This is a genomic window from Streptococcus infantis, assembly GCF_019929665.1.
GTDB lineage: Bacteria > Bacillota > Bacilli > Lactobacillales > Streptococcaceae > Streptococcus > Streptococcus infantis_H.
In genome coordinates this window covers 596,203-614,533 of record NZ_JAHZPZ010000001.1, presented here as the reverse complement: position 1 = coordinate 614,533, position 18,331 = coordinate 596,203, and the positions used below count along the sequence as shown (strand labels likewise).

Genomic DNA, 18,331 nt, shown 5'->3' with positions numbered 1-18,331 from the left:
GAATGTAACATGATAGTATCGATTATTTCACAAGGATTTGTCTGGGCTATTCTAGGTTTGGGAATCTTTATGACCTTTCGAATCCTCAACTTTCCAGATATGACAACCGAGGGTTCCTTCCCGCTTGGAGGAGCGGTAGCAGTAACTCTAATTACACAAGGTGTCAATCCTTTTCTTGCTACCTTAGTAGCTGTTGGAGCAGGCTGTCTTGCAGGTTTAGCGACTGGTCTTCTTTACACGAAAGGTAAGATTCCAACACTCTTGTCTGGTATTTTAGTGATGACTTCTTGCCATTCTATCATGCTCATGATTATGGGACGGGCAAACCTTGGGCTCTTAGGAACCAAACAAATCCAGGACGTTCTTCCTTTCTCATCTGAGGTTAATCAATTATTTACAGGTTTGATTTTTGTGACTTTGGTTATCCTTCTTATGCTTTTCTTCCTAGATACTAAATTGGGACAAGCTTATATCGCAACAGGAGATAATCCAGATATGGCTCGTAGTTTTGGTATCAATACTGGACGTATGGAGTTGATGGGCTTGGTCTTGTCAAATGGTGTGATCGCACTTGCTGGTGCTCTTATCGCTCAACAAGAAGGATATGCAGATGTTTCTCGTGGTATCGGGGTTATCGTAGTTGGTCTTGCAAGCTTAATTATCGGAGAAGTACTCTTTAAGAGTCTTACATTAGCAGAACGTCTGGTTACTATTGTTGTTGGTTCTATTAGCTACCAATTCTTGGTATGGGGAGTCATTGCTCTTGGCTTTAATACTAGCTACCTCCGTCTATACAGTGCTCTTATCCTAGCAACTTGTCTAGTCATTCCAACCCTTAAGGATAAATACTTGAAAGGAGTCAAGTTAAGCAAATGACAGCGATTGTTGAATTAAGAAATGCCACAAAAATTGTGAAGAATGGATTTGATGAAGAAAAGATTATTCTAAACGATGTTTCGCTTGATATTTATGAACATGACTTCATCACAATCTTAGGTGGAAATGGAGCAGGAAAGTCAACGCTCTTTAATAGCATTGCTGGAACTCTACCTTTAACTAGTGGGACTATCCGTATTATGGGTGAGGATGTGACTCATTTTAGTCCTGAAAAACGCGCTAAGTACCTTTCTCGAGTCTTTCAGGATCCTAAGATGGGAACAGCTCCTCGTATGACGGTTGCAGAAAATCTCTTGATTGCTAAGTTTCGTGGTGAAAAACGTGGACTTTTTCCGAGAAGACTCTCAGCTTACAAAGAAGAATTTCAAGCAACCATTGAGAAAGTCGGAAATGGTCTAGAAAAACACTTGGATACACCGATTGAATTCTTGTCAGGTGGACAAAGACAGGCCTTGAGCCTCTTGATGGCAACCTTGAAACGTCCTGAACTCCTTTTGTTGGATGAACATACGGCAGCCCTTGACCCTAAAACAAGTGTGGCCTTGATGGAATTGACAGATGACTTTGTCAGTAAGGACAAGCTGACTGCGCTTATGATCACCCATCATATGGAAGATGCTCTCAAGTATGGAAATCGTCTCATTGTTATGAAAGAAGGACGAATCATCCAAGATTTAAACAAGGATGAAAAAGCCAAGATGAAGATTTCAGATTACTATCAACTGTTTGAATAAGATTTCTCATTTACAAAAAACTTAGAGATAAAATTTTACCTCTAAGTTTTTTTGTTGAAGCAAATAGAGATTTTTTTATTTATATATTTTTTTCAATTTTAAGTAAATGTGTAATTTCCTAAAATTTTACTTTCGAAAATGCCTATTTTCTATGAAATAGAAGCATGTAAAAGGTATGAAATGGTTTACTTTTTTTCAGAAATAAGCTATACTATATAAAGTAAACTGTGATAAAATGGAGGTATTGTCTATGGTTGACAAGAGAGTCATCGAAGAAATCAAAAACAATACCAATATTGTCGAAATCATAGGAGAAGTGATTTCTTTACAAAAATCTGGACGGAACTTTTTGGGGCTCTGTCCTTTTCATGGTGAAAAGACCCCTTCCTTTAACGTGGTCGAAGATAAGCAATTTTACCATTGTTTTGGTTGTGGTCGTTCTGGAGACGTCTTTAAGTTTATAGAAGAGTATCAACAAGTAACTTTTGCGGATGCGGTAAGGATGTTGGGCGAACGACTCGGAATGCACCTTGAAGCTCCTGCACATAACCCTGTCCCACACACGTCACCCCATCAAAATCTCTACGATATGCATGACAAGGCTGCACGTTTTTATCATGCAATCCTCATGACGACTAAAATGGGTGAGGAGGCGAGAAACTATCTCTATAAACGTGGCTTGACTGATGATGTCATTAAACACTTTATGATTGGTCTAGCTCCAGCAGAACGCTCTTATCTTTATCAGCGTTTAGCAGACGATTATAGTGAGAAGGACTTGCTGGATTCAGGTCTATTTTATCTATCTGAGAGTAACCAATTTTTTGATACTTTCCATAACCGGATTATATTTCCACTCTCAAACGACCAAGGAAAGGTAATTGCTTTCTCTGGACGGATTTGGCAAGAGACAGATTCTCAAACTGCCAAGTATAAAAATAGTCGAGCGACGGCGATTTTTAACAAGAGTTACGAATTATATCATTTGGATAGGGTAAAAAAAGGGTCTGGAAAAGCTCCTGAAATGTATCTGATGGAAGGTTTTATGGATGTTATTGCAGCCTACCGTGCTGGTATTGAAAATGCAGTAGCTTCCATGGGAACGGCCTTGACTGCTAAACACGTCGAACATCTCAAACGCTTTACAAAAAAAGTGATTATCACTTATGACGGTGATAAGGCAGGACAAGCTGCAACCGCTAAAGCTTTGGACGAGCTTAAAGATCTACCTGTACAAGTAGTCCAGATTCCTGATGCAATGGATCCTGATGAGTATTTACAAAAGAATTCTCCAGAGGATTTGGCTTATCTTTTATCCAATACTCGAATCAGTCCAATTGAGTTTTATATCCATCATTACAAACCTAGTAATAGTGAAAATCTCCAAGCACAGATTGAGTTCATTGAGAAAATTGCACCTCTTATCGTCAAAGAACCTTCTATCACAGCCCAGAACACCTATATTCATTTGTTGACGGATCATTTACCATCTTTTGATTATCAACAAGTTGAGCACATCATCAACGAAAGTCGTGTCAGACAAAGACAAGAAAAAGTGAAGCAGGTTGTTAATCCGACACCAATTACTATGTCGGTTTCTAAACAATTGACGGCAGTCATGAGAGCTGAAGCACATATTCTTTATCGTATGATGGAGCACCCCCTTGTGTTGAATGATTATCGTTTGAGAGATGATTTTGTATTTGAAACTCCAGAGTTTCAGACCTTGTATGGACTCTTGATTGATAATGGTTCGATTTCTTCTGAAGACTTGGCAAATCAGACTAGAGAAGTGGAAAATGCTTGGTACCAAGTGTTAGCCTTGGATCTACCTTCTGAAATGTCTCCAGAAGAACTAAAGGAAGTGGAAGAGTCTCGTAATCGTGCTCTTTTGAATCAACAAAACTTGCAAATTAAAAAGAAAGTTCAGGAAGCTAGTCATGTAGGCGACACAGATGCTGCTTTAGAAGAGCTTGAACGCTTAATTGCCCAAAAAAGAAGAATGGAGTAAGAATGGCAAAAAAACAAAAAGAAGTAACAACTTTTGATGTCCAAGTTGCAGAATTTATTCGTAACCATAAAAAAACTGGTACTGCAACAGATGACGAAATTAACAATGTCCTTGTAATACCTTTTGCCCTAGATGTTGAAGGGATTGAAAATCTTTTGCAACGCATTCAAGATGCAGGTATTGCAATCACTGATAACGAAGGAAATCCGAGTGAACGTGTCTTAAGTACAGAGGAAGAACCAGAACTTAGTGATGAAGATTTGATTGGTTCTACCTCTGCCAAGGTTAATGACCCTGTCCGTATGTACTTGAAGGAAATCGGTGTCGTACCTCTTCTTACTAACGAAGAAGAAAAAGAATTGGCTCTTGCTGTTGAAGCAGGAGATGTTGAAGCGAAACAACGTCTAGCAGAGGCTAACCTTCGTTTGGTAGTTTCTATCGCGAAACGCTATGTTGGACGGGGAATGCAATTCCTTGATTTGATCCAAGAAGGAAATATGGGATTGATGAAGGCAGTTGATAAGTTTGACTACTCTAAAGGATTCAAATTCTCAACTTATGCAACTTGGTGGATTCGTCAGGCCATTACGCGTGCCATTGCTGACCAAGCTCGTACCATTCGTATTCCAGTTCACATGGTAGAAACAATCAACAAACTTGTTCGTGAGCAGCGTAACCTTCTTCAAGAGTTGGGACAAGATCCTACTCCTGAACAAATTGCTGAACGTATGGATATGACTCCTGACAAGGTTCGTGAAATTTTAAAGATTGCGCAAGAACCTGTTTCTCTTGAAACACCTATTGGTGAAGAGGACGATAGTCATCTTGGTGACTTTATCGAAGATGAAGTGATTGAAAATCCAGTGGACTACACCACTCGTATCGTCTTGCGTGAGCAGTTGGATGAAGTTCTGGATACTTTGACTGATAGAGAAGAAAATGTATTGCGTCTTCGTTTTGGTCTTGATGATGGTAAAATGCGTACTCTAGAAGACGTTGGTAAAGTCTTCAACGTTACTCGTGAGCGTATTCGTCAGATTGAGGCAAAAGCATTGAGAAAACTTCGTCAGCCTAGTCGTAGTAAACCACTTCGTGACTTTATCGAAGATTAAAATTGGAGGATTACACATGGCTTATACAGAAGAGCAAATTGAAACTATCAAAACGAAAATCTTATCTGCATTAGAAGAAGTTATCGACCCAGAATTAGGAATCGATATCGTCAACCTAGGTCTGATTTATGAGATTCGATTTGATGGTGATACCGGTGATACTGAGATTGATATGACCTTAACGACTATGGGTTGTCCATTAGCAGACCTTTTGACAGATCAAATTTATGATGCTATGACAGATGTACCAGAGGTTACCAATACTGAAGTAAAATTAGTTTGGTATCCAGCTTGGACTGTTGAAAAAATGAGTCGCTATGCTCGTATAGCTTTAGGTATTAAATAGAATGATATAAAAAAAGAAATAGTATAAGTGTTAGGAAATTCCCTAGCTTTTATGCTATCTCTTTTTTAATTTGCTGATTTTCTTTCAATAAAATGATATAATGGATAGTATGGAAAAAGAGAAATTACGCATCAACATGCTAAGTTCGAGTGAAAAGGTAGCAGGACAAGGTGTTTCTGGAGCTTATCGTGAACTTGTGCAACTTTTGAAACGTGATGCGAAAGACCAACTAATTGTAACGGAGAATCTTCCTGTAGAAGCTGATGTTACTCATTTTCATACAATCGACCTTCCTTATTATCTGTCAACTTTTCAAAAGAAGCGTTCAGGTCGTAGGATTGGTTATGTCCACTTCTTGCCTGACACCTTAGAAGGTAGTTTGAAGATTCCATTCTTTCTAAAAGGGATTGTTAAGCGCTATGTGTTTTCTTTTTATGACCGTATGGAACACTTGGTTGTGGTTAATCCTACTTTTATCGAAGATTTGGTTGCAGCTGGTATTCCTCGTGAAAAGGTGACCTATATCCCTAACTTTGTTAACAAAGAAAAATGGCACCCACTTTCTGCAGAAAAAGTAAGTCAACTTCGACAAGATATGGGGTTGAGTGAAAATCAATTTGTAGTAGTAGGAGCTGGGCAGGTTCAGAAGCGCAAGGGAATCGATGATTTCATCACTCTTGCTGAGGAACTACCGGACATCACCTTTATTTGGGCTGGAGGCTTCTCATTTGGTGGGATTACAGATGGTTATGAACGCTATAAAAAAATCATGGATAATCCTCCAGAGAATCTGATTTTCCCTGGAATTGTTGAGCCAGAACGAATGAAAGAACTGTATGCTTTGGCAGATTTGTTCTTACTTCCTAGCTATAATGAGCTCTTTCCGATGACTATTCTAGAAGCTGCGAGTTGTGAAGCTCCCATTATGCTTCGGGACTTAGATCTTTATAAGGTGATTCTAGAAGGCAATTACAGACCAACCACCGATGTGGAAGAGATGAAACAAGCTATTATGGAATATAGACAGCATCCAGAAGCTTTGAAAGAGTTAAAAGAAAAGGCCAAGGCTATTTCAAGAGAATACTCAGAGGAGCATCTCCTTGAAATATGGCTAAAATTCTATCGGGAGCAAGCGGCTTTAGGAAAAAAATGAGGTAGTATATGCGAATTGGATTATTTACAGATACTTATTTCCCACAGGTTTCGGGTGTTGCAACCAGTATTCGAACATTAAAAACAGAACTTGAAAAGCAAGGACATGCAGTTTTTATCTTTACTACTACAGATAAGGATGTTAATCGTTACGAGGATTGGCAGATTATCCGTATACCTAGTCTTCCTTTCTTTGCTTTTAAGGATCGTCGCCTTGCTTTTCGTGGATTTACAAAAGCTTTAGAGATTGCTAAGCAATATCAACTAGATATCATTCATACACAAACAGAATTTTCTTTAGGTTTACTTGGTATTTGGATAGCTCGTGAGCTCAAAATTCCAGTTATTCATACCTATCATACGCAGTATGAAGATTATGTCCACTATATTGCAAAGGGCTTGTTGATACGTCCTAGTATGGTCAAGTATCTTGTCAGAGGATTTCTTCATGACGTTGACGGAGTTATTTGTCCAAGTGAAATTGTCCGTGATCTTTTATCAGACTATAAGGTAAAAGTTGAAAAAAGGGTTATTCCGACTGGTATAGAACTGGCTAAATTTGATAGACCAGAGATAGGTCCTGAGCATTTACGAGACTTACGCCTTAAGCTGGGGATTAAAGAAGATGAAAAAATGCTTTTAAGTCTATCTCGCGTTTCTTATGAAAAAAATATTCAGGCTGTTCTATCTGCTTTTGCCGAAGTTTTAAAAGAGGAACAGAAAGTAAAATTAGTTGTTGCAGGTGATGGGCCATATCTGAAAAATTTAAAAGAACAAGCCCAGGAATTGCAAATTGAAGAATATGTCGTCTTCACTGGGATGATTGCTCCAAGTGAAACAGCTTTGTACTATAAAGCTGCAAACTTCTTTATCTCAGCATCTACAAGTGAAACTCAAGGTTTGACTTATTTAGAAAGCTTAGCAAGCAAGACACCTATAATCGCTCATGGAAATCCATATTTAGATAATCTAATCAATGACAAAATGTTTGGAACTCTCTATTACGAAGAGAATGATCTCTCTGGAGCTATTTTAGAAGCCTTGATTGCTACTCCTAAAATGGATGACGGCCATCTTACTAACAAGCTCTATGAAATTTCAGCTGAAAACTTTGGTAAGAGAGTTCATGAGTTCTACCTAGATGCTATTATTTCGAATAACTTCGAAAAAGAATTGAACCGTGATGAACCAATCACTAAACGTTTTTTAAAGACAGTGTTTTACTTGCCACAACAAGCAGTTATTATGCCTGTAAAGGGCTCTAAACGTATGTTAAAAGCTTCTAAAAAACAATTGAACAGTTTTAGGAACTTTTTGAAAGAATAAATAATTAAAGGATGATACAAAATGAAGAAGCAGTTTATGAGAAGTGGTAGAGACCAAAAAATTGGTGGAGTTTGTGCTGGTGCAGCCCAATATTTTAATATTGATCCAACACTTGTACGTGTTATTTGGGGAGTATTAGCTTTCTGTTATGGAGCAGGGGTTTTAGCCTACTTAATTTTATGGGTAGTAGCTCCAGTTTCAGAAGATTTTTAAAAAATTGAAATTTATTTAAAGAAGGAGAATAATATGGCATTTGGAGATAACGGTCAACGTAAAAAAACTTTTTTTGAAAAATTGACACTTTTCATTGTTATGATCATGTTGTTTGTTACCTTAGCAGGAATCTTTGCCACAGCATTAGGTGTATTGAGCAGATTCTAAAAGCTATATAAGGATTTATAGACTATAGTGGTGCCTGGGTTATCCCAGCCCTTTTTAAAGCGAGAAAAGAATATGAGTATGTTTTTAGATACAGCTAAGATCAAGGTCAAGGCTGGTAATGGTGGCGATGGCATGGTTGCCTTTCGTCGTGAAAAATATGTCCCTAATGGAGGACCATGGGGGGGAGACGGTGGCCGTGGTGGTAACGTTGTTTTTGTCGTAGATGAAGGCTTACGTACTCTAATGGATTTCCGTTATAATCGTCACTTTAAAGCCCAATCTGGAGAAAAAGGGATGACTAAAGGAATGCATGGTAGAGGAGCTGAAGACTTGATTGTCCGTGTGCCTCAAGGAACAACTGTTCGTGATGCGGAAACTGGAAAAGTTATCACAGATTTGATTGAGAATGGTCAAGAGTTTATCGTTGCCCACGGTGGTCGTGGCGGTCGAGGAAATATTCGTTTTGCAACACCTAAAAATCCTGCTCCTGAAATATCTGAAAACGGGGAACCAGGTCAGGAACGTGAATTACAGTTAGAACTAAAAATACTAGCTGACGTTGGTTTAGTTGGCTTTCCTTCTGTTGGAAAATCAACTTTACTAAGTGTCATCACATCTGCAAAACCTAAAATCGGTGCTTACCACTTTACGACAATTGTACCAAACCTTGGAATGGTTCGTACCCAATCAGGCGATTCGTTTGCTGTAGCTGATCTTCCTGGGTTGATTGAGGGAGCTAGTCAAGGCGTCGGCTTGGGAACACAGTTCTTACGTCATATTGAGCGTACACGCGTGATCCTGCATATCATTGATATGTCTGCTAGTGAAGGACGTGATCCTTATGAGGACTATTTAGCAATCAATAAGGAACTTGAATCTTATAACCTTCGTCTTATGGAGCGTCCACAGATTATTGTTGCCAATAAGATGGATATGCCAGAAAGTCAGGAAAACCTTGAAGAGTTCAAGAAAAAATTGGCTGCTAATTATGATGAATTTGAAGAATTACCGCCAATCTTCCCAATTTCAGGTTTGACTAAGCAAGGACTTGCACCTTTATTAGATGCAACAGCTGAGCTTCTTGACAAAACGCCAGAATTCCTTCTTTATGATGAGTCAGAGATGGAAGAAGAGGTTTACTATGGCTTTGATGAGGAAGAAAAACCATTTGAGATTGGTCGTGACGATGATGCAACATGGGTTCTTTCAGGTGAAAAACTCATGAAACTCTTTAACATGACTAACTTTGACCGTGATGAGTCTGTCATGAAATTTGCTCGTCAGTTGCGTGGTATGGGAGTTGATGAAGCTCTTCGTGCTCGTGGTGCTAAGGACGGCGACCTTGTCCGTATTGGAAAATTTGAGTTTGAATTTGTAGACTAGGAGATAGCTATGGGTGATAAACCAATATCTTTCCGAGATGCTGATGGAAATTTTGTTTCTGCTGCAGACGTCTGGAATGAAAAGAAATTAGAAGAACTTTTTAATCGCCTCAATCCCAATCGTTCATTGAGACTTGCGAGAATGAAGAAACAAGCCGAAGAAAAAAAATAAGAATAAAAGAACCCGTGATATTTGTATCACGGGTTTTCTGTTTTACTAACTATTTTTGATCTGGGATTTCAAGACTAGATTGCGCAAGGTCTACAGTTAATTGATAATCAGTATTGTCACGTATAGTAATCTCAAAGTCAGTAGTATAAAGAACGAGACGGAGAGTATCGCCTTCTTTTAGTTTATAAATAGTTGGCTGTAATTCAAATTGGAATTCCATCCATTCATCTGGTTTAACTTCTTCAATTTTTAATAAATCATGACGATTTTGAAGATTGAGGTAGCCTTTGGTAATAACACGTTGGGCATTTGGGCTAAATGGTAGCTCGCAAAGGTTTTCCAGCATGTGGTAACGGCCATTATCTATTGTACGAACTGATACGACTCCTGGATACGGTTGTAGATATTTCTTTTGTCCAAGTTCGAGAAGTTGGGCAGAAAGTAGGCCTTTATTGGCACTAGATTTAAGGCGAAGGTTTAGTTTGACACGACCATTGATATGAAGATCTTCAGTCACTGGAAGATCAATGGTAATCTGATTCACCTTACCTTGATAAAGTTCATTGTTAAAGGTTTGGTAAGTCTTTCCAAATTTTTCGAAGTCAGAATCTTGGTAATGATTTTCAATGACAGCTTCCTCAGTACCTAAAGAGAATGTTTTATGTTCAACTTGATTACCAAAATCTTCAAGTGACATCCAAGTTTGAGGAGCAGTATTATCTTGCCAAACGACTTTTGGAAGTTGGTAGTCAGTGTTTTGACCCAATAATTTCTGCGTCAAAAGTGCATTCATGGATTCACGGAAATCAATAGACTGCCAGTTGTTCATATAAACATGGGCGCCGTTATGGTAAAAAAGGTGTTTCTTAATATTGCTTGGAAGAGCATTGAACATTTGATAGACATGAAGAGGTTTTACATTCCAGTCTTGTGAACCGTGGGTAAAGACAACTTCAGCTTTAACCTTTTTAGTATTAAGAAGGTAGTTTCTGTCATGCCAAAATTGATTATAATCTCCAGTTTTACGGTCTAGATTCTTCTTGAGTTCTTCTATGGATGCTTTATGAGCCTCGTTTCCACGAATAAAGTCACCAGCTAAGAGATTACGAGAATAAGTTAATTCATCTAATGAATCGAAGTCCTCTCCAGGATAGCCGCCTGGGCTTGTCACAAGACCATTTTCACGGTAGTAGTTGTACCAAGAAGAAATACCAGCTTCTGCAATAATAACCTCTAAACCATCGACTCCTGTGCTAGCAAGACCATTAGACATTGTTCCTAGGTAAGAAAGACCTGTAGTTGCCACTTTACCGTTTGACCAATCAGCTTTTACATGACGTTTACGACTATGATCCGTAAAGGCACGACAACGACCATTTAGCCAATCGATAACATTCTTATAAGCTTCAACTTGACGGTAATCTCCATTGGTCATTAAACCTTGTGAATCTTTGGTACCAAGACCTGATACGTAGATATTGGCAAATCCTCTTGGAAGGAAGTAGTCGTTAAGTGTGTAGCTGCTATTGATATGAGTGAGTTTTTCTTCAGCTTCAGAAACAAGTCCAGCATCCCCAACGGGTTCAACCAAGTCCAGGGTTGGATTTTCTAACGTAATTTCATGTGGTTCCTTGACTTCTAGTTCGGCTTCCATCTTATAGAGAGCCTTATCGCTTGCTTTGTCATTGGTTCCTTGATGGTATGGACTTGCTGTCATGACAGCTGGAATCTTTCCATTGTGTGCTGGACGAATGATATTTACCTTGATGAGGTCAGGTAGACCATCTTTATCAGAATCAACACGAGTCTCTACATAAACTACTTCACGAATGACATTATTAATATTGAAGGTTGCTAAACTCTTGCCATTGAAGTAGTGATAGTTATTGTCCTCAAGAATAAGACCATCACTAACTAACTGATCGATAAGGGTGTTCCCTTTTTTAGTGCGTGTGTTTAAAAGCTGGTAGAAATTGTCGATTAAATCTCCGTAAACGATCGGAAACGCTGTTTCTTTGTGAAAAGCAAGACCATCTTCAAAGTCTACTAAGTAACTGAATCCAAGCAATTGAAAGGCAACAGTGTAGAAAATTTCTGCTGTCAATTCACGGTCCGAATTGAAGAAAGTGAGTAAATCTGTTTCTTTATCAACTGCTAAAGTAGTGAGGGGATAATCCGTATTTGTGTAATTAAAAAAACAAGTCCTAACAAAAGCTTCAAACTGTTCTTTTTCTGAAGCTGAAAGATCAAGCTTGAATCCAAGCTCAGATAATTCTTGTAAAGCTTCTTGGTTTGTAACGGGATAATAACTAAATTGATTAAAACGCATGGATATCTCCTTTTAAAGAATCATTCAAGAGTCATTATATCAAAAAATCATAGAAAATAACAGAAAGAGTAGAGTATGTCTGATAGTCAGGCATGATAAGTGAGTAGATAGCAAAACAAGGACAATTTTCATTTTTTGAGTATCCTATAAGGATATGCTATACTAGATATATGTTAGATTTGGAGAAATACGGCGTGACCATGTGGGAAGAGGAGAAAATTCTCTCTTTCCGTCAAAAACTTTTAGCTTGGTATGATGAAAATAAGCGGGACCTACCTTGGAGAAGAAGTAAAAATCCCTACCATATCTGGGTATCTGAAATCATGTTACAACAGACCAGAGTTGATACTGTTATTCCATATTACGAACGTTTTTTAGAATGGTTTCCGACTGTAGAGACTTTAGCTAATGCACCTGAAGAACGCTTATTAAAGGCATGGGAAGGTCTTGGATATTATTCCCGTGTTCGCAATATGCAAACTGCGGCTCAGCAGATTATGAATGAATTTAATGGAGAGTTTCCTTCAACTTACGAAGCTATTTCAAGCTTGAAAGGGATAGGTCCCTATACAGCTGGAGCTATTTCAAGTATTGCATTTAATCTAGCACAGCCTGCAGTTGATGGGAATGTCATGCGTGTTTTGGCTCGTTTATTTGAAGTCAATCACGACATTGGTAATCCAAGTAATCGCAAGATATTTCAAGCCATGATGGAAATTTTGATTGATCCAGAACGTCCAGGTGATTTCAATCAAGCCTTGATGGATTTGGGTTCAGATATTGAGGCACCCGTTAATCCGAGGACAGAAGATAGTCCAGTTAAAGATTTTAGTGCTGCCTATCAAAATGGAACAATGGATCGCTATCCCATTAAAGTGCCAAAGAAAAAGCCAGTTCCCGTCTATCTTAATGCTTTAGTTGTTCAAAATGCTAAAGGACAGTTTTTACTAGAAAAGAATGAAAGTGAAAAGTTACTTGCTGGATTTTGGCATTTTCCCTTGATTGAGGTTGATGAATTTTCTAAGAATGAAGAATTAAATCTCTTTAATCAGGTAGCTGAATCATCTATTCAACTTGGGCCATCACCGCAAGAAAGTTTTGAGCAGGATTATGATTTAGAAGTTGAGTGGCAGGATAGTCATTTCGAAGAAGTCAAACATATTTTTAGCCATCGAAAGTGGCATGTACGAATCCTATCCGGGCAAGTTGTTGATAGTAAAGAATATTGTGATAAAGAGGTAGTATGGTTAACTCCTGAAGAGTTTGACCTCTATCCACTAGCAAAACCTCAGCAAAAAATTTGGCAAGAGTATTCAAAAAAATGCTGATAACACTAGTCTTTCGTGTCTTCTTTGCATTTTTTTGGTATAATTGATATAAGGAAAAAGGTGACTATATGAAAAAAATATTGATTGTAGATGATGAAAAACCAATCTCAGATATTATTAAGTTTAATATGACCAAGGAAGGTTATGAGGTTGTTACAGCCTTTAATGGACGTGAAGCCATCGAATTGTTTGAAGCTGAGAAACCAGATATTATTATCTTGGATTTGATGCTTCCAGAAATTGATGGTCTTGAAGTTGCTAAAACAATTCGCAAGACAAGTAGTGTTCCAATCATCATGCTTTCAGCAAAAGATAGTGAGTTTGACAAGGTTATTGGTCTTGAACTTGGTGCGGATGATTATGTGACTAAGCCATTTTCAAACCGTGAGCTACAAGCGCGTGTGAAGGCTCTTCTTCGTCGTACGGAGTTAGTTGCAGTTGACAACCAAGAGGAAGATACTAAATTGCAAAGTCTTCAAATTAGGGATTTAGAGATTCTTCCAGACGCTTATGTAGCGAAAAAATATGGAGAAGAATTGGACTTAACTCACAGAGAGTTTGAGTTGTTGCATCACTTGGCTTCTCATCTTGGTCAAGTTATTACCCGTGAACATCTCCTTGAGACTGTTTGGGGTTATGATTATTTTGGTGATGTTCGTACTGTCGATGTTACCATTAGACGTCTACGTGAGAAGATTGAAGACACACCAAGTAGACCTGAATATATCTTAACTCGTCGTGGTGTGGGTTATTATATGAGAAATAATGATTGATATAATTAAACAAACAATTTTAACCAGAGATTTCGTCTTCGTACTCATATTAATTGGTTTTATTATGCTTGTTAGCTTTCTCTTGCTTGAAGGCCGTAGAGATAATATTCGACTCAAACAGTTAAATCAAAAGATTAAAGATTTAATTGCTGGTGATTATTCTCAGGTATTAGATATGCTGGGGAATACTGAAATCACTAACATTACGAATAACTTAAATGATTTGTCTGAAGTTATTCGTCTAACTCAGGAGAATCTTGAGCAGGAAAGTAAAAGATTGCATAGTATCCTATCATACATGACTGATGGGGTTCTTGCAACCAACCGTCGAGGCCAAATCACTATGATTAATGATATGGCTAAAAGACAACTTGGGGTAGAAAGTGATGAAGCTCTAAATCAGAATATACTTGAGTTGCTTAAGATTGAGGATGAGTACGAACTTAGAGACTTAATTACGCAAAGTCCTGAAATGATGATTTATTCTCAAAATGTAAATGGGGAGTATATTAGTTTGCGTGTGCGTTTTGCCTTGATTCGTAGAGAGTCTGGCTTTATCTCTGGTTTGGTAGCAGTTCTACATGATACGACTGAACAAGAGAAGGAAGAACGCGAGAGAAGACTATTCGTTTCAAACGTTAGTCATGAATTGCGAACTCCATTGACCAGTGTCAAATCTTACCTAGAGGCCTTGGATGAGGGTGCATTATATGAACCTGTTGCTCCTGATTTTATCAAAGTATCTCTAAATGAGACCAACCGTATGATGCGAATGGTAACGGACCTCTTGCATCTTTCGCGTATTGATAATGCAACTAGCCATTTAGATGTTGAATTGATTAACTTTACAGCTTTCATTACGTTTATCCTAAACCGTTTCGATAAGATGCGATCTCAGGAACAAGAAAAGAAATACGAGTTGGTTCGAGATTATCCGATTACATCGGTCTGGATTGAAATTGATACAGACAAGATGACTCAGGTAATCGATAATATTCTTAACAATGCCATCAAGTATTCGCCTGATGGTGGAAAAATTACGGTTAGTATGAAAACCACTGATGACCAGATGATTTTATCTATTTCGGACCAAGGACTTGGGATTCCTAAAGAAGATTTACCGAAGATTTTTGACCGTTTCTACAGGGTTGATAAGGCTAGAAGTCGTGCCCAAGGTGGGACTGGTTTAGGTCTTGCTATAGCAAAAGAAATCATCAAGCAACACAATGGATTTATCTGGGCTAAGAGTGAATACGGCAAGGGTTCAACCTTTACCATTGTTCTTCCTTATGATAATGATGCTGTAAAAGAAGAAGTATGGGAGGATGAAGTAGAAGACTAGAATGAGTGAAACAGGCTTTAAATATAGTATTTTAGCATCGGGTTCTAGTGGAAATTCCTTCTATCTAGAAACCCCCAAGAAAAAGATTTTAGTGGATGCCGGTTTATCTGGTAAAAAAATTACAAGCTTATTAGGTGAAATCAATCGTAAACCAGAAGATTTGGATGCTATTTTGATTACGCATGAGCATGCTGACCATATACATGGTGTTGGAGTTTTAGCTCGTAAGTATGGCATGGATCTTTACGCCAATGAAAAGACCTGGGAAGCTATGGAAAATAGTAAGTATCTAGGTAAAGTTGACTCTTCACAAAAGCATATCTTTGAAATGGGAAAAACTAAAACATTTGGAGATATCGACATTGAGAGTTTTGGAGTTAGCCATGATGCAGTTGCTCCCCAATTCTACCGTTTTATGAAGGATGACAAGAGCTTTGTTATGCTGACAGATACAGGTTATGTTAGTGACCGTATGGCTGGCATTGTCGAGAATGCAGATGGTTACTTGATTGAGTCTAATCATGATGTTGAAATCCTGAGAGCTGGCTCTTATGCTTGGCGACTCAAGCAACGGATTCTGTCTGACCTTGGCCACCTCTCGAATGAAGATGGAGCAGATGCCATGATTCGCACACTTGGAAATCGTACCAAGAAGATTTACCTAGGACATCTATCTAAAGAGAATAATATCAAAGAGCTAGCCCACATGACCATGGTCAATCAGTTAGCTCAAGCAGATCTAGGAGTAGGGGTGGATTTTCAAGTTTACGACACATCTCCTGACACTGCAACTCCACTAACAGACATATAAAAAAGAAGGCAGACGCCTTCTTTTTTATATATTTTTACAATCCAGCAAATTCTTTGATTTCTTGAGCTGACATAGAAGAGTCGCAACGGACCTTAATCTCTCCATTTTCAACATGAACAAATCCTGGTACAGTTGGGATTTCATAGCGTGAACGGAAATCTTGTAAAGCTTCTAGTTGGCTTGGTTCTTCACTGTTGATGAAGTAGATGTGGGCTTTAGTTTCAGCTACGACACCTGCCAAGGTACCAGCAAATTTACGGCAATATGGACAAGTCTTGCGACCGATAAAGAAAGTTGCAGTTTCCTTTTTATCGAGAGCTTCTTGTGCGCGAGCAACTGTTGTCACTTCAAGATCTTTGATGTTTTCTAAAAATTGTTCCATGAGTTTACCTCTCTTTCATTGATAAATCTAGTATGCCATAAAGTCTTTAAAAATGCTTAGATTTGATACGAAAAAAGATGAGATTGGTTGATCTCATCTTTTAATTGCTTATTTTACAAAGGCATTGATTTCAGCTTCGATATTAGCAATCTTAGCTTGTGAATCTTCGTTGCTTTCTCCAACAACGGCAATGTAGAACTTAATTTTTGGTTCAGTACCTGAAGGGCGAACTGCAATCCATGAACCGTCAGCAAGTGTGTATTTCAAGACATCACTTGGAGGAGTTGTCAAGTTTGTAACAGTACCATCAGCGGCAGTAGAAGTTTGTGCTTTGAAGTCTTCTACGACTGTGATTTCTGTTGCGTTCCATTCTTTTGGAGCATTGTTGCGGAATGTCGCCATAATCGCTTTGATTTGCTCAGCACCATCGACACCTGAGAGAGTAACAGAGATTGTCTTCTCAGCATAGTAGCCGTATTCTTTGTAGATTTCTTCGATACCGTCAGCAAGTGTCAAACCGCGTGAACGGTAGTAGGCAGCAAGTTCAGCAACTACAAGGACTGCTTGGATGGCATCTTTATCACGTACGAATGGTTTAATCAAGTAACCGAAGCTTTCTTCAAATCCCATCATGTAAGTGTGATTGTGTTTTTCTTCAAATTCTTGAATTTTTTCAGCGATAAATTTGAAACCAGTCAAGACGTTGAACATAGTTGCGCCGTAGCTTTCAGCAATCTTCGTTACCAAGTCAGTTGATACGATTGATTTACATAGGGCTGCATTTTCAGGAAGAGTTCCAGCGTTTTTGTGAGCTTCCAAGATGTACTTAGCCATGATGGCACCGATTTGGTTACCTGAAAGGTTGAGGTAGCTACCATCTTTTTGAAGAACTTCAACACCAACACGGTCAGCGTCAGGGTCAGTTGCCACAAGAACATCAGCCCCTACTTGACGACCAAGTTCTTCTGCAAGTGCAAAGGCTGCTTGGCTCTCTGGGTTTGGAGATTTTACAGTTGAGAAGTCTGGGTCTGGAGTTGCTTGAGCTTCAACAACTTGAACTGAGTCGAATCCTGCTTGGGCAAGAGCACGACGAGCCAACATTTCACCAGTACCATGAAGTGGTGTGTAGACAATCTTCATGTCTTTACCGAATTCTTCAATCAAGGCTGGGTTGATGTTTACATCCTTCACCTCTTTGAGGTATTCAACATCGACAGCTTCGCCAATAACTTCAATCAAGCCAGAAGCTTTTTCAGCTTCAACATCAGCAACTTCAACAGCAAATGGATTTTCGATCGAACGGATGTAAGTTGTCAAAGCATCTGCATCGTGTGGAGGCATTTGCCCGCCGTCTTCACCGTAAACCTTGTAACCGTTAAATGGAGCTGGGTTGTGGCTAGCAGTAATCATGATACCCGCGAAGCAGTTGAGGTGACGAACAGCAAATGAAAGCTCTGGAGTTGGACGAAGACTTTCAAAAACATACGACTTAATGCCGTGTTTAGCAAGAACTGCAGCAGACTCAAAGGCAAACTCTGGAGAGAAGTGACGGCTATCATAAGCGATGGCTACACCACGTTCTTTTTCGTTTCCACCTTTTGATTCGATCAAACGAGCCAAACCTTCAGTTGCTTGACGAACAACGTAGATATTAATGCGGTTAGTTCCAGCACCAATCAATCCACGCATACCTGCAGTACCAAACTCAAGATTTGTATAGAATGCGTCTTCCTTAGTTTTTTCGTCCATATTTTCCAAATCACGACGAAGATAGTCTGGAAGTTCTACGAAATCAACCCATTTTTGGTAGTTTTCTTGGTAAGCCATAGGAAATCTCCTTTAATATATAATCT

At 38.7% G+C, this 18,331-nt stretch carries 18 protein-coding genes; 15 read left to right on the top strand and 3 right to left on the bottom strand.

Going from position 1 to position 18,331, the window contains the following annotated elements:
- The first annotated feature begins 9 nt into the window (after positions 1 to 9).
- The 11 genes from K1I61_RS02960 to K1I61_RS02910 all read left to right on the top strand — a co-directional run bounded on the left by K1I61_RS02960 (position 10) and on the right by K1I61_RS02910 (position 9,513).
- Positions 10 to 876: an ABC transporter permease gene (locus K1I61_RS02960; RefSeq protein ID WP_036752806.1), complete on the top strand. Its 867-nt coding sequence runs from the start codon at positions 10 to 12 to the stop codon at positions 874 to 876.
- On the top strand, positions 873 to 1,631 hold the full coding sequence (locus K1I61_RS02955) for an ABC transporter ATP-binding protein (RefSeq protein ID WP_223334291.1): 759 nt from the start codon (positions 873 to 875) through the stop codon (positions 1,629 to 1,631). The genes K1I61_RS02960 and K1I61_RS02955 overlap by 4 nt, the downstream gene beginning before the upstream one ends.
- 250 nt (positions 1,632 to 1,881) lie before the next feature.
- Positions 1,882 to 3,642, top strand: coding sequence for a DNA primase (dnaG, locus tag K1I61_RS02950; RefSeq protein WP_223334292.1), 1,761 nt, complete (start codon positions 1,882 to 1,884; stop codon positions 3,640 to 3,642).
- Between the two features lie 2 nt (positions 3,643 to 3,644).
- Positions 3,645 to 4,754 carry an RNA polymerase sigma factor RpoD gene (gene rpoD, locus K1I61_RS02945; RefSeq protein WP_004252673.1) on the top strand — a complete coding sequence of 370 codons (1,110 nt, stop codon included), beginning with the start codon at positions 3,645 to 3,647 and terminating at the stop codon, positions 4,752 to 4,754.
- Positions 4,755 to 4,770: 16 nt separating this feature from the next.
- Complete coding sequence (locus K1I61_RS02940; RefSeq protein WP_075567474.1) at positions 4,771 to 5,100, top strand: metal-sulfur cluster assembly factor; 330 nt, start codon at positions 4,771 to 4,773, stop codon at positions 5,098 to 5,100.
- Positions 5,101 to 5,209: 109 nt separating this feature from the next.
- On the top strand, positions 5,210 to 6,253 hold the full coding sequence (locus K1I61_RS02935; RefSeq protein WP_223334294.1) for a glycosyltransferase family 4 protein: 1,044 nt from the start codon (positions 5,210 to 5,212) through the stop codon (positions 6,251 to 6,253).
- Between the two features lie 8 nt (positions 6,254 to 6,261).
- Positions 6,262 to 7,578, top strand: coding sequence for a glycosyltransferase family 4 protein (locus tag K1I61_RS02930; RefSeq protein ID WP_223334296.1), 1,317 nt, complete (start codon positions 6,262 to 6,264; stop codon positions 7,576 to 7,578).
- Between the two features lie 21 nt (positions 7,579 to 7,599).
- Positions 7,600 to 7,791 carry a PspC domain-containing protein gene (locus tag K1I61_RS02925; protein ID WP_223334298.1) on the top strand — a complete coding sequence of 64 codons (192 nt, stop codon included), beginning with the start codon at positions 7,600 to 7,602 and terminating at the stop codon, positions 7,789 to 7,791.
- Positions 7,792 to 7,824: 33 nt separating this feature from the next.
- Positions 7,825 to 7,959: a DUF4044 domain-containing protein gene (locus tag K1I61_RS02920; RefSeq protein WP_075567478.1), complete on the top strand. Its 135-nt coding sequence runs from the start codon at positions 7,825 to 7,827 to the stop codon at positions 7,957 to 7,959.
- A gap of 72 nt (positions 7,960 to 8,031) precedes the next feature.
- Complete coding sequence (gene obgE, locus K1I61_RS02915) at positions 8,032 to 9,342, top strand: GTPase ObgE (protein WP_223334300.1); 1,311 nt, start codon at positions 8,032 to 8,034, stop codon at positions 9,340 to 9,342.
- A gap of 9 nt (positions 9,343 to 9,351) precedes the next feature.
- The gene (locus tag K1I61_RS02910) at positions 9,352 to 9,513 is read left to right on the top strand and encodes a hypothetical protein (RefSeq protein WP_006148428.1); all 162 of its coding nucleotides are present in this window, start codon (positions 9,352 to 9,354) and stop codon (positions 9,511 to 9,513) included.
- A gap of 49 nt (positions 9,514 to 9,562) precedes the next feature.
- Here the strand turns inward: K1I61_RS02910 and K1I61_RS02905 are convergent, their stop codons facing one another.
- Positions 9,563 to 11,842: a Xaa-Pro dipeptidyl-peptidase gene (locus tag K1I61_RS02905; RefSeq protein WP_223334302.1), complete on the bottom strand. Its 2,280-nt coding sequence runs from the start codon at positions 11,840 to 11,842 to the stop codon at positions 9,563 to 9,565.
- 170 nt (positions 11,843 to 12,012) lie between these two features.
- Between K1I61_RS02905 and mutY the strand changes: the two genes are divergently transcribed.
- The 4 genes from mutY (at position 12,013) to K1I61_RS02885 (ending at position 16,096) form a co-directional block, all read left to right on the top strand.
- Positions 12,013 to 13,170, top strand: a complete 1,158-nt coding sequence (mutY, locus tag K1I61_RS02900) for an A/G-specific adenine glycosylase (RefSeq protein WP_223334304.1) — start codon at positions 12,013 to 12,015, stop codon at positions 13,168 to 13,170.
- Between the two features lie 68 nt (positions 13,171 to 13,238).
- On the top strand, positions 13,239 to 13,943 hold the full coding sequence (yycF, locus tag K1I61_RS02895; protein WP_004252689.1) for a response regulator YycF: 705 nt from the start codon (positions 13,239 to 13,241) through the stop codon (positions 13,941 to 13,943).
- Entirely contained in the window at positions 13,936 to 15,285 is a 1,350-nt protein-coding gene (vicK, locus tag K1I61_RS02890) for a cell wall metabolism sensor histidine kinase VicK (protein ID WP_223334306.1), read from the top strand. Before yycF ends, vicK begins: the two co-directional genes overlap by 8 nt.
- Before the next feature lies 1 nt (position 15,286).
- Positions 15,287 to 16,096 (top strand): MBL fold metallo-hydrolase, encoded by an 810-nt coding sequence (locus tag K1I61_RS02885; RefSeq protein ID WP_223334308.1) that lies wholly within the window; start codon positions 15,287 to 15,289, stop codon positions 16,094 to 16,096.
- 34 nt (positions 16,097 to 16,130) lie between these two features.
- Here the strand turns inward: K1I61_RS02885 and K1I61_RS02880 are convergent, their stop codons facing one another.
- Entirely contained in the window at positions 16,131 to 16,478 is a 348-nt protein-coding gene (locus K1I61_RS02880) for a DUF6568 family protein (protein ID WP_004252697.1), read from the bottom strand.
- Positions 16,479 to 16,586: 108 nt separating this feature from the next.
- Complete coding sequence (locus K1I61_RS02875) at positions 16,587 to 18,305, bottom strand: phospho-sugar mutase (protein ID WP_223334310.1); 1,719 nt, start codon at positions 18,303 to 18,305, stop codon at positions 16,587 to 16,589.
- Between the last annotated feature and the right edge of the window lie 26 nt (positions 18,306 to 18,331).

What these genes read in the sequence shown, in the direction of transcription:
- dnaG (WP_223334292.1), top strand. Translation starts at nt 1,882, where the DNA reads ATGGTTGACAAGAGAGTCATCGAAGAAATCAAAAACAATACCAATATT.
- K1I61_RS02955 (WP_223334291.1), top strand. Translation starts at nt 873, where the DNA reads ATGACAGCGATTGTTGAATTAAGAAATGCCACAAAAATTGTGAAGAAT.
- K1I61_RS02930 (WP_223334296.1), top strand. Translation starts at nt 6,262, where the DNA reads ATGCGAATTGGATTATTTACAGATACTTATTTCCCACAGGTTTCGGGT.
- K1I61_RS02880 (WP_004252697.1), bottom strand. Translation starts at nt 16,478, where the DNA reads ATGGAACAATTTTTAGAAAACATCAAAGATCTTGAAGTGACAACAGTT.
- K1I61_RS02885 (WP_223334308.1), top strand. Translation starts at nt 15,287, where the DNA reads ATGAGTGAAACAGGCTTTAAATATAGTATTTTAGCATCGGGTTCTAGT.
- K1I61_RS02905 (WP_223334302.1), bottom strand. Translation starts at nt 11,842, where the DNA reads ATGCGTTTTAATCAATTTAGTTATTATCCCGTTACAAACCAAGAAGCT.
- vicK (WP_223334306.1), top strand. Translation starts at nt 13,936, where the DNA reads ATGATTGATATAATTAAACAAACAATTTTAACCAGAGATTTCGTCTTC.
- K1I61_RS02925 (WP_223334298.1), top strand. Translation starts at nt 7,600, where the DNA reads ATGAAGAAGCAGTTTATGAGAAGTGGTAGAGACCAAAAAATTGGTGGA.
- K1I61_RS02960 (WP_036752806.1), top strand. Translation starts at nt 10, where the DNA reads ATGATAGTATCGATTATTTCACAAGGATTTGTCTGGGCTATTCTAGGT.
- K1I61_RS02935 (WP_223334294.1), top strand. Translation starts at nt 5,210, where the DNA reads ATGGAAAAAGAGAAATTACGCATCAACATGCTAAGTTCGAGTGAAAAG.
- K1I61_RS02910 (WP_006148428.1), top strand. Translation starts at nt 9,352, where the DNA reads ATGGGTGATAAACCAATATCTTTCCGAGATGCTGATGGAAATTTTGTT.
- K1I61_RS02940 (WP_075567474.1), top strand. Translation starts at nt 4,771, where the DNA reads ATGGCTTATACAGAAGAGCAAATTGAAACTATCAAAACGAAAATCTTA.
- yycF (WP_004252689.1), top strand. Translation starts at nt 13,239, where the DNA reads ATGAAAAAAATATTGATTGTAGATGATGAAAAACCAATCTCAGATATT.
- rpoD (WP_004252673.1), top strand. Translation starts at nt 3,645, where the DNA reads ATGGCAAAAAAACAAAAAGAAGTAACAACTTTTGATGTCCAAGTTGCA.
- obgE (WP_223334300.1), top strand. Translation starts at nt 8,032, where the DNA reads ATGAGTATGTTTTTAGATACAGCTAAGATCAAGGTCAAGGCTGGTAAT.
- mutY (WP_223334304.1), top strand. Translation starts at nt 12,013, where the DNA reads ATGTTAGATTTGGAGAAATACGGCGTGACCATGTGGGAAGAGGAGAAA.
- K1I61_RS02875 (WP_223334310.1), bottom strand. Translation starts at nt 18,305, where the DNA reads ATGGCTTACCAAGAAAACTACCAAAAATGGGTTGATTTCGTAGAACTT.
- K1I61_RS02920 (WP_075567478.1), top strand. Translation starts at nt 7,825, where the DNA reads ATGGCATTTGGAGATAACGGTCAACGTAAAAAAACTTTTTTTGAAAAA.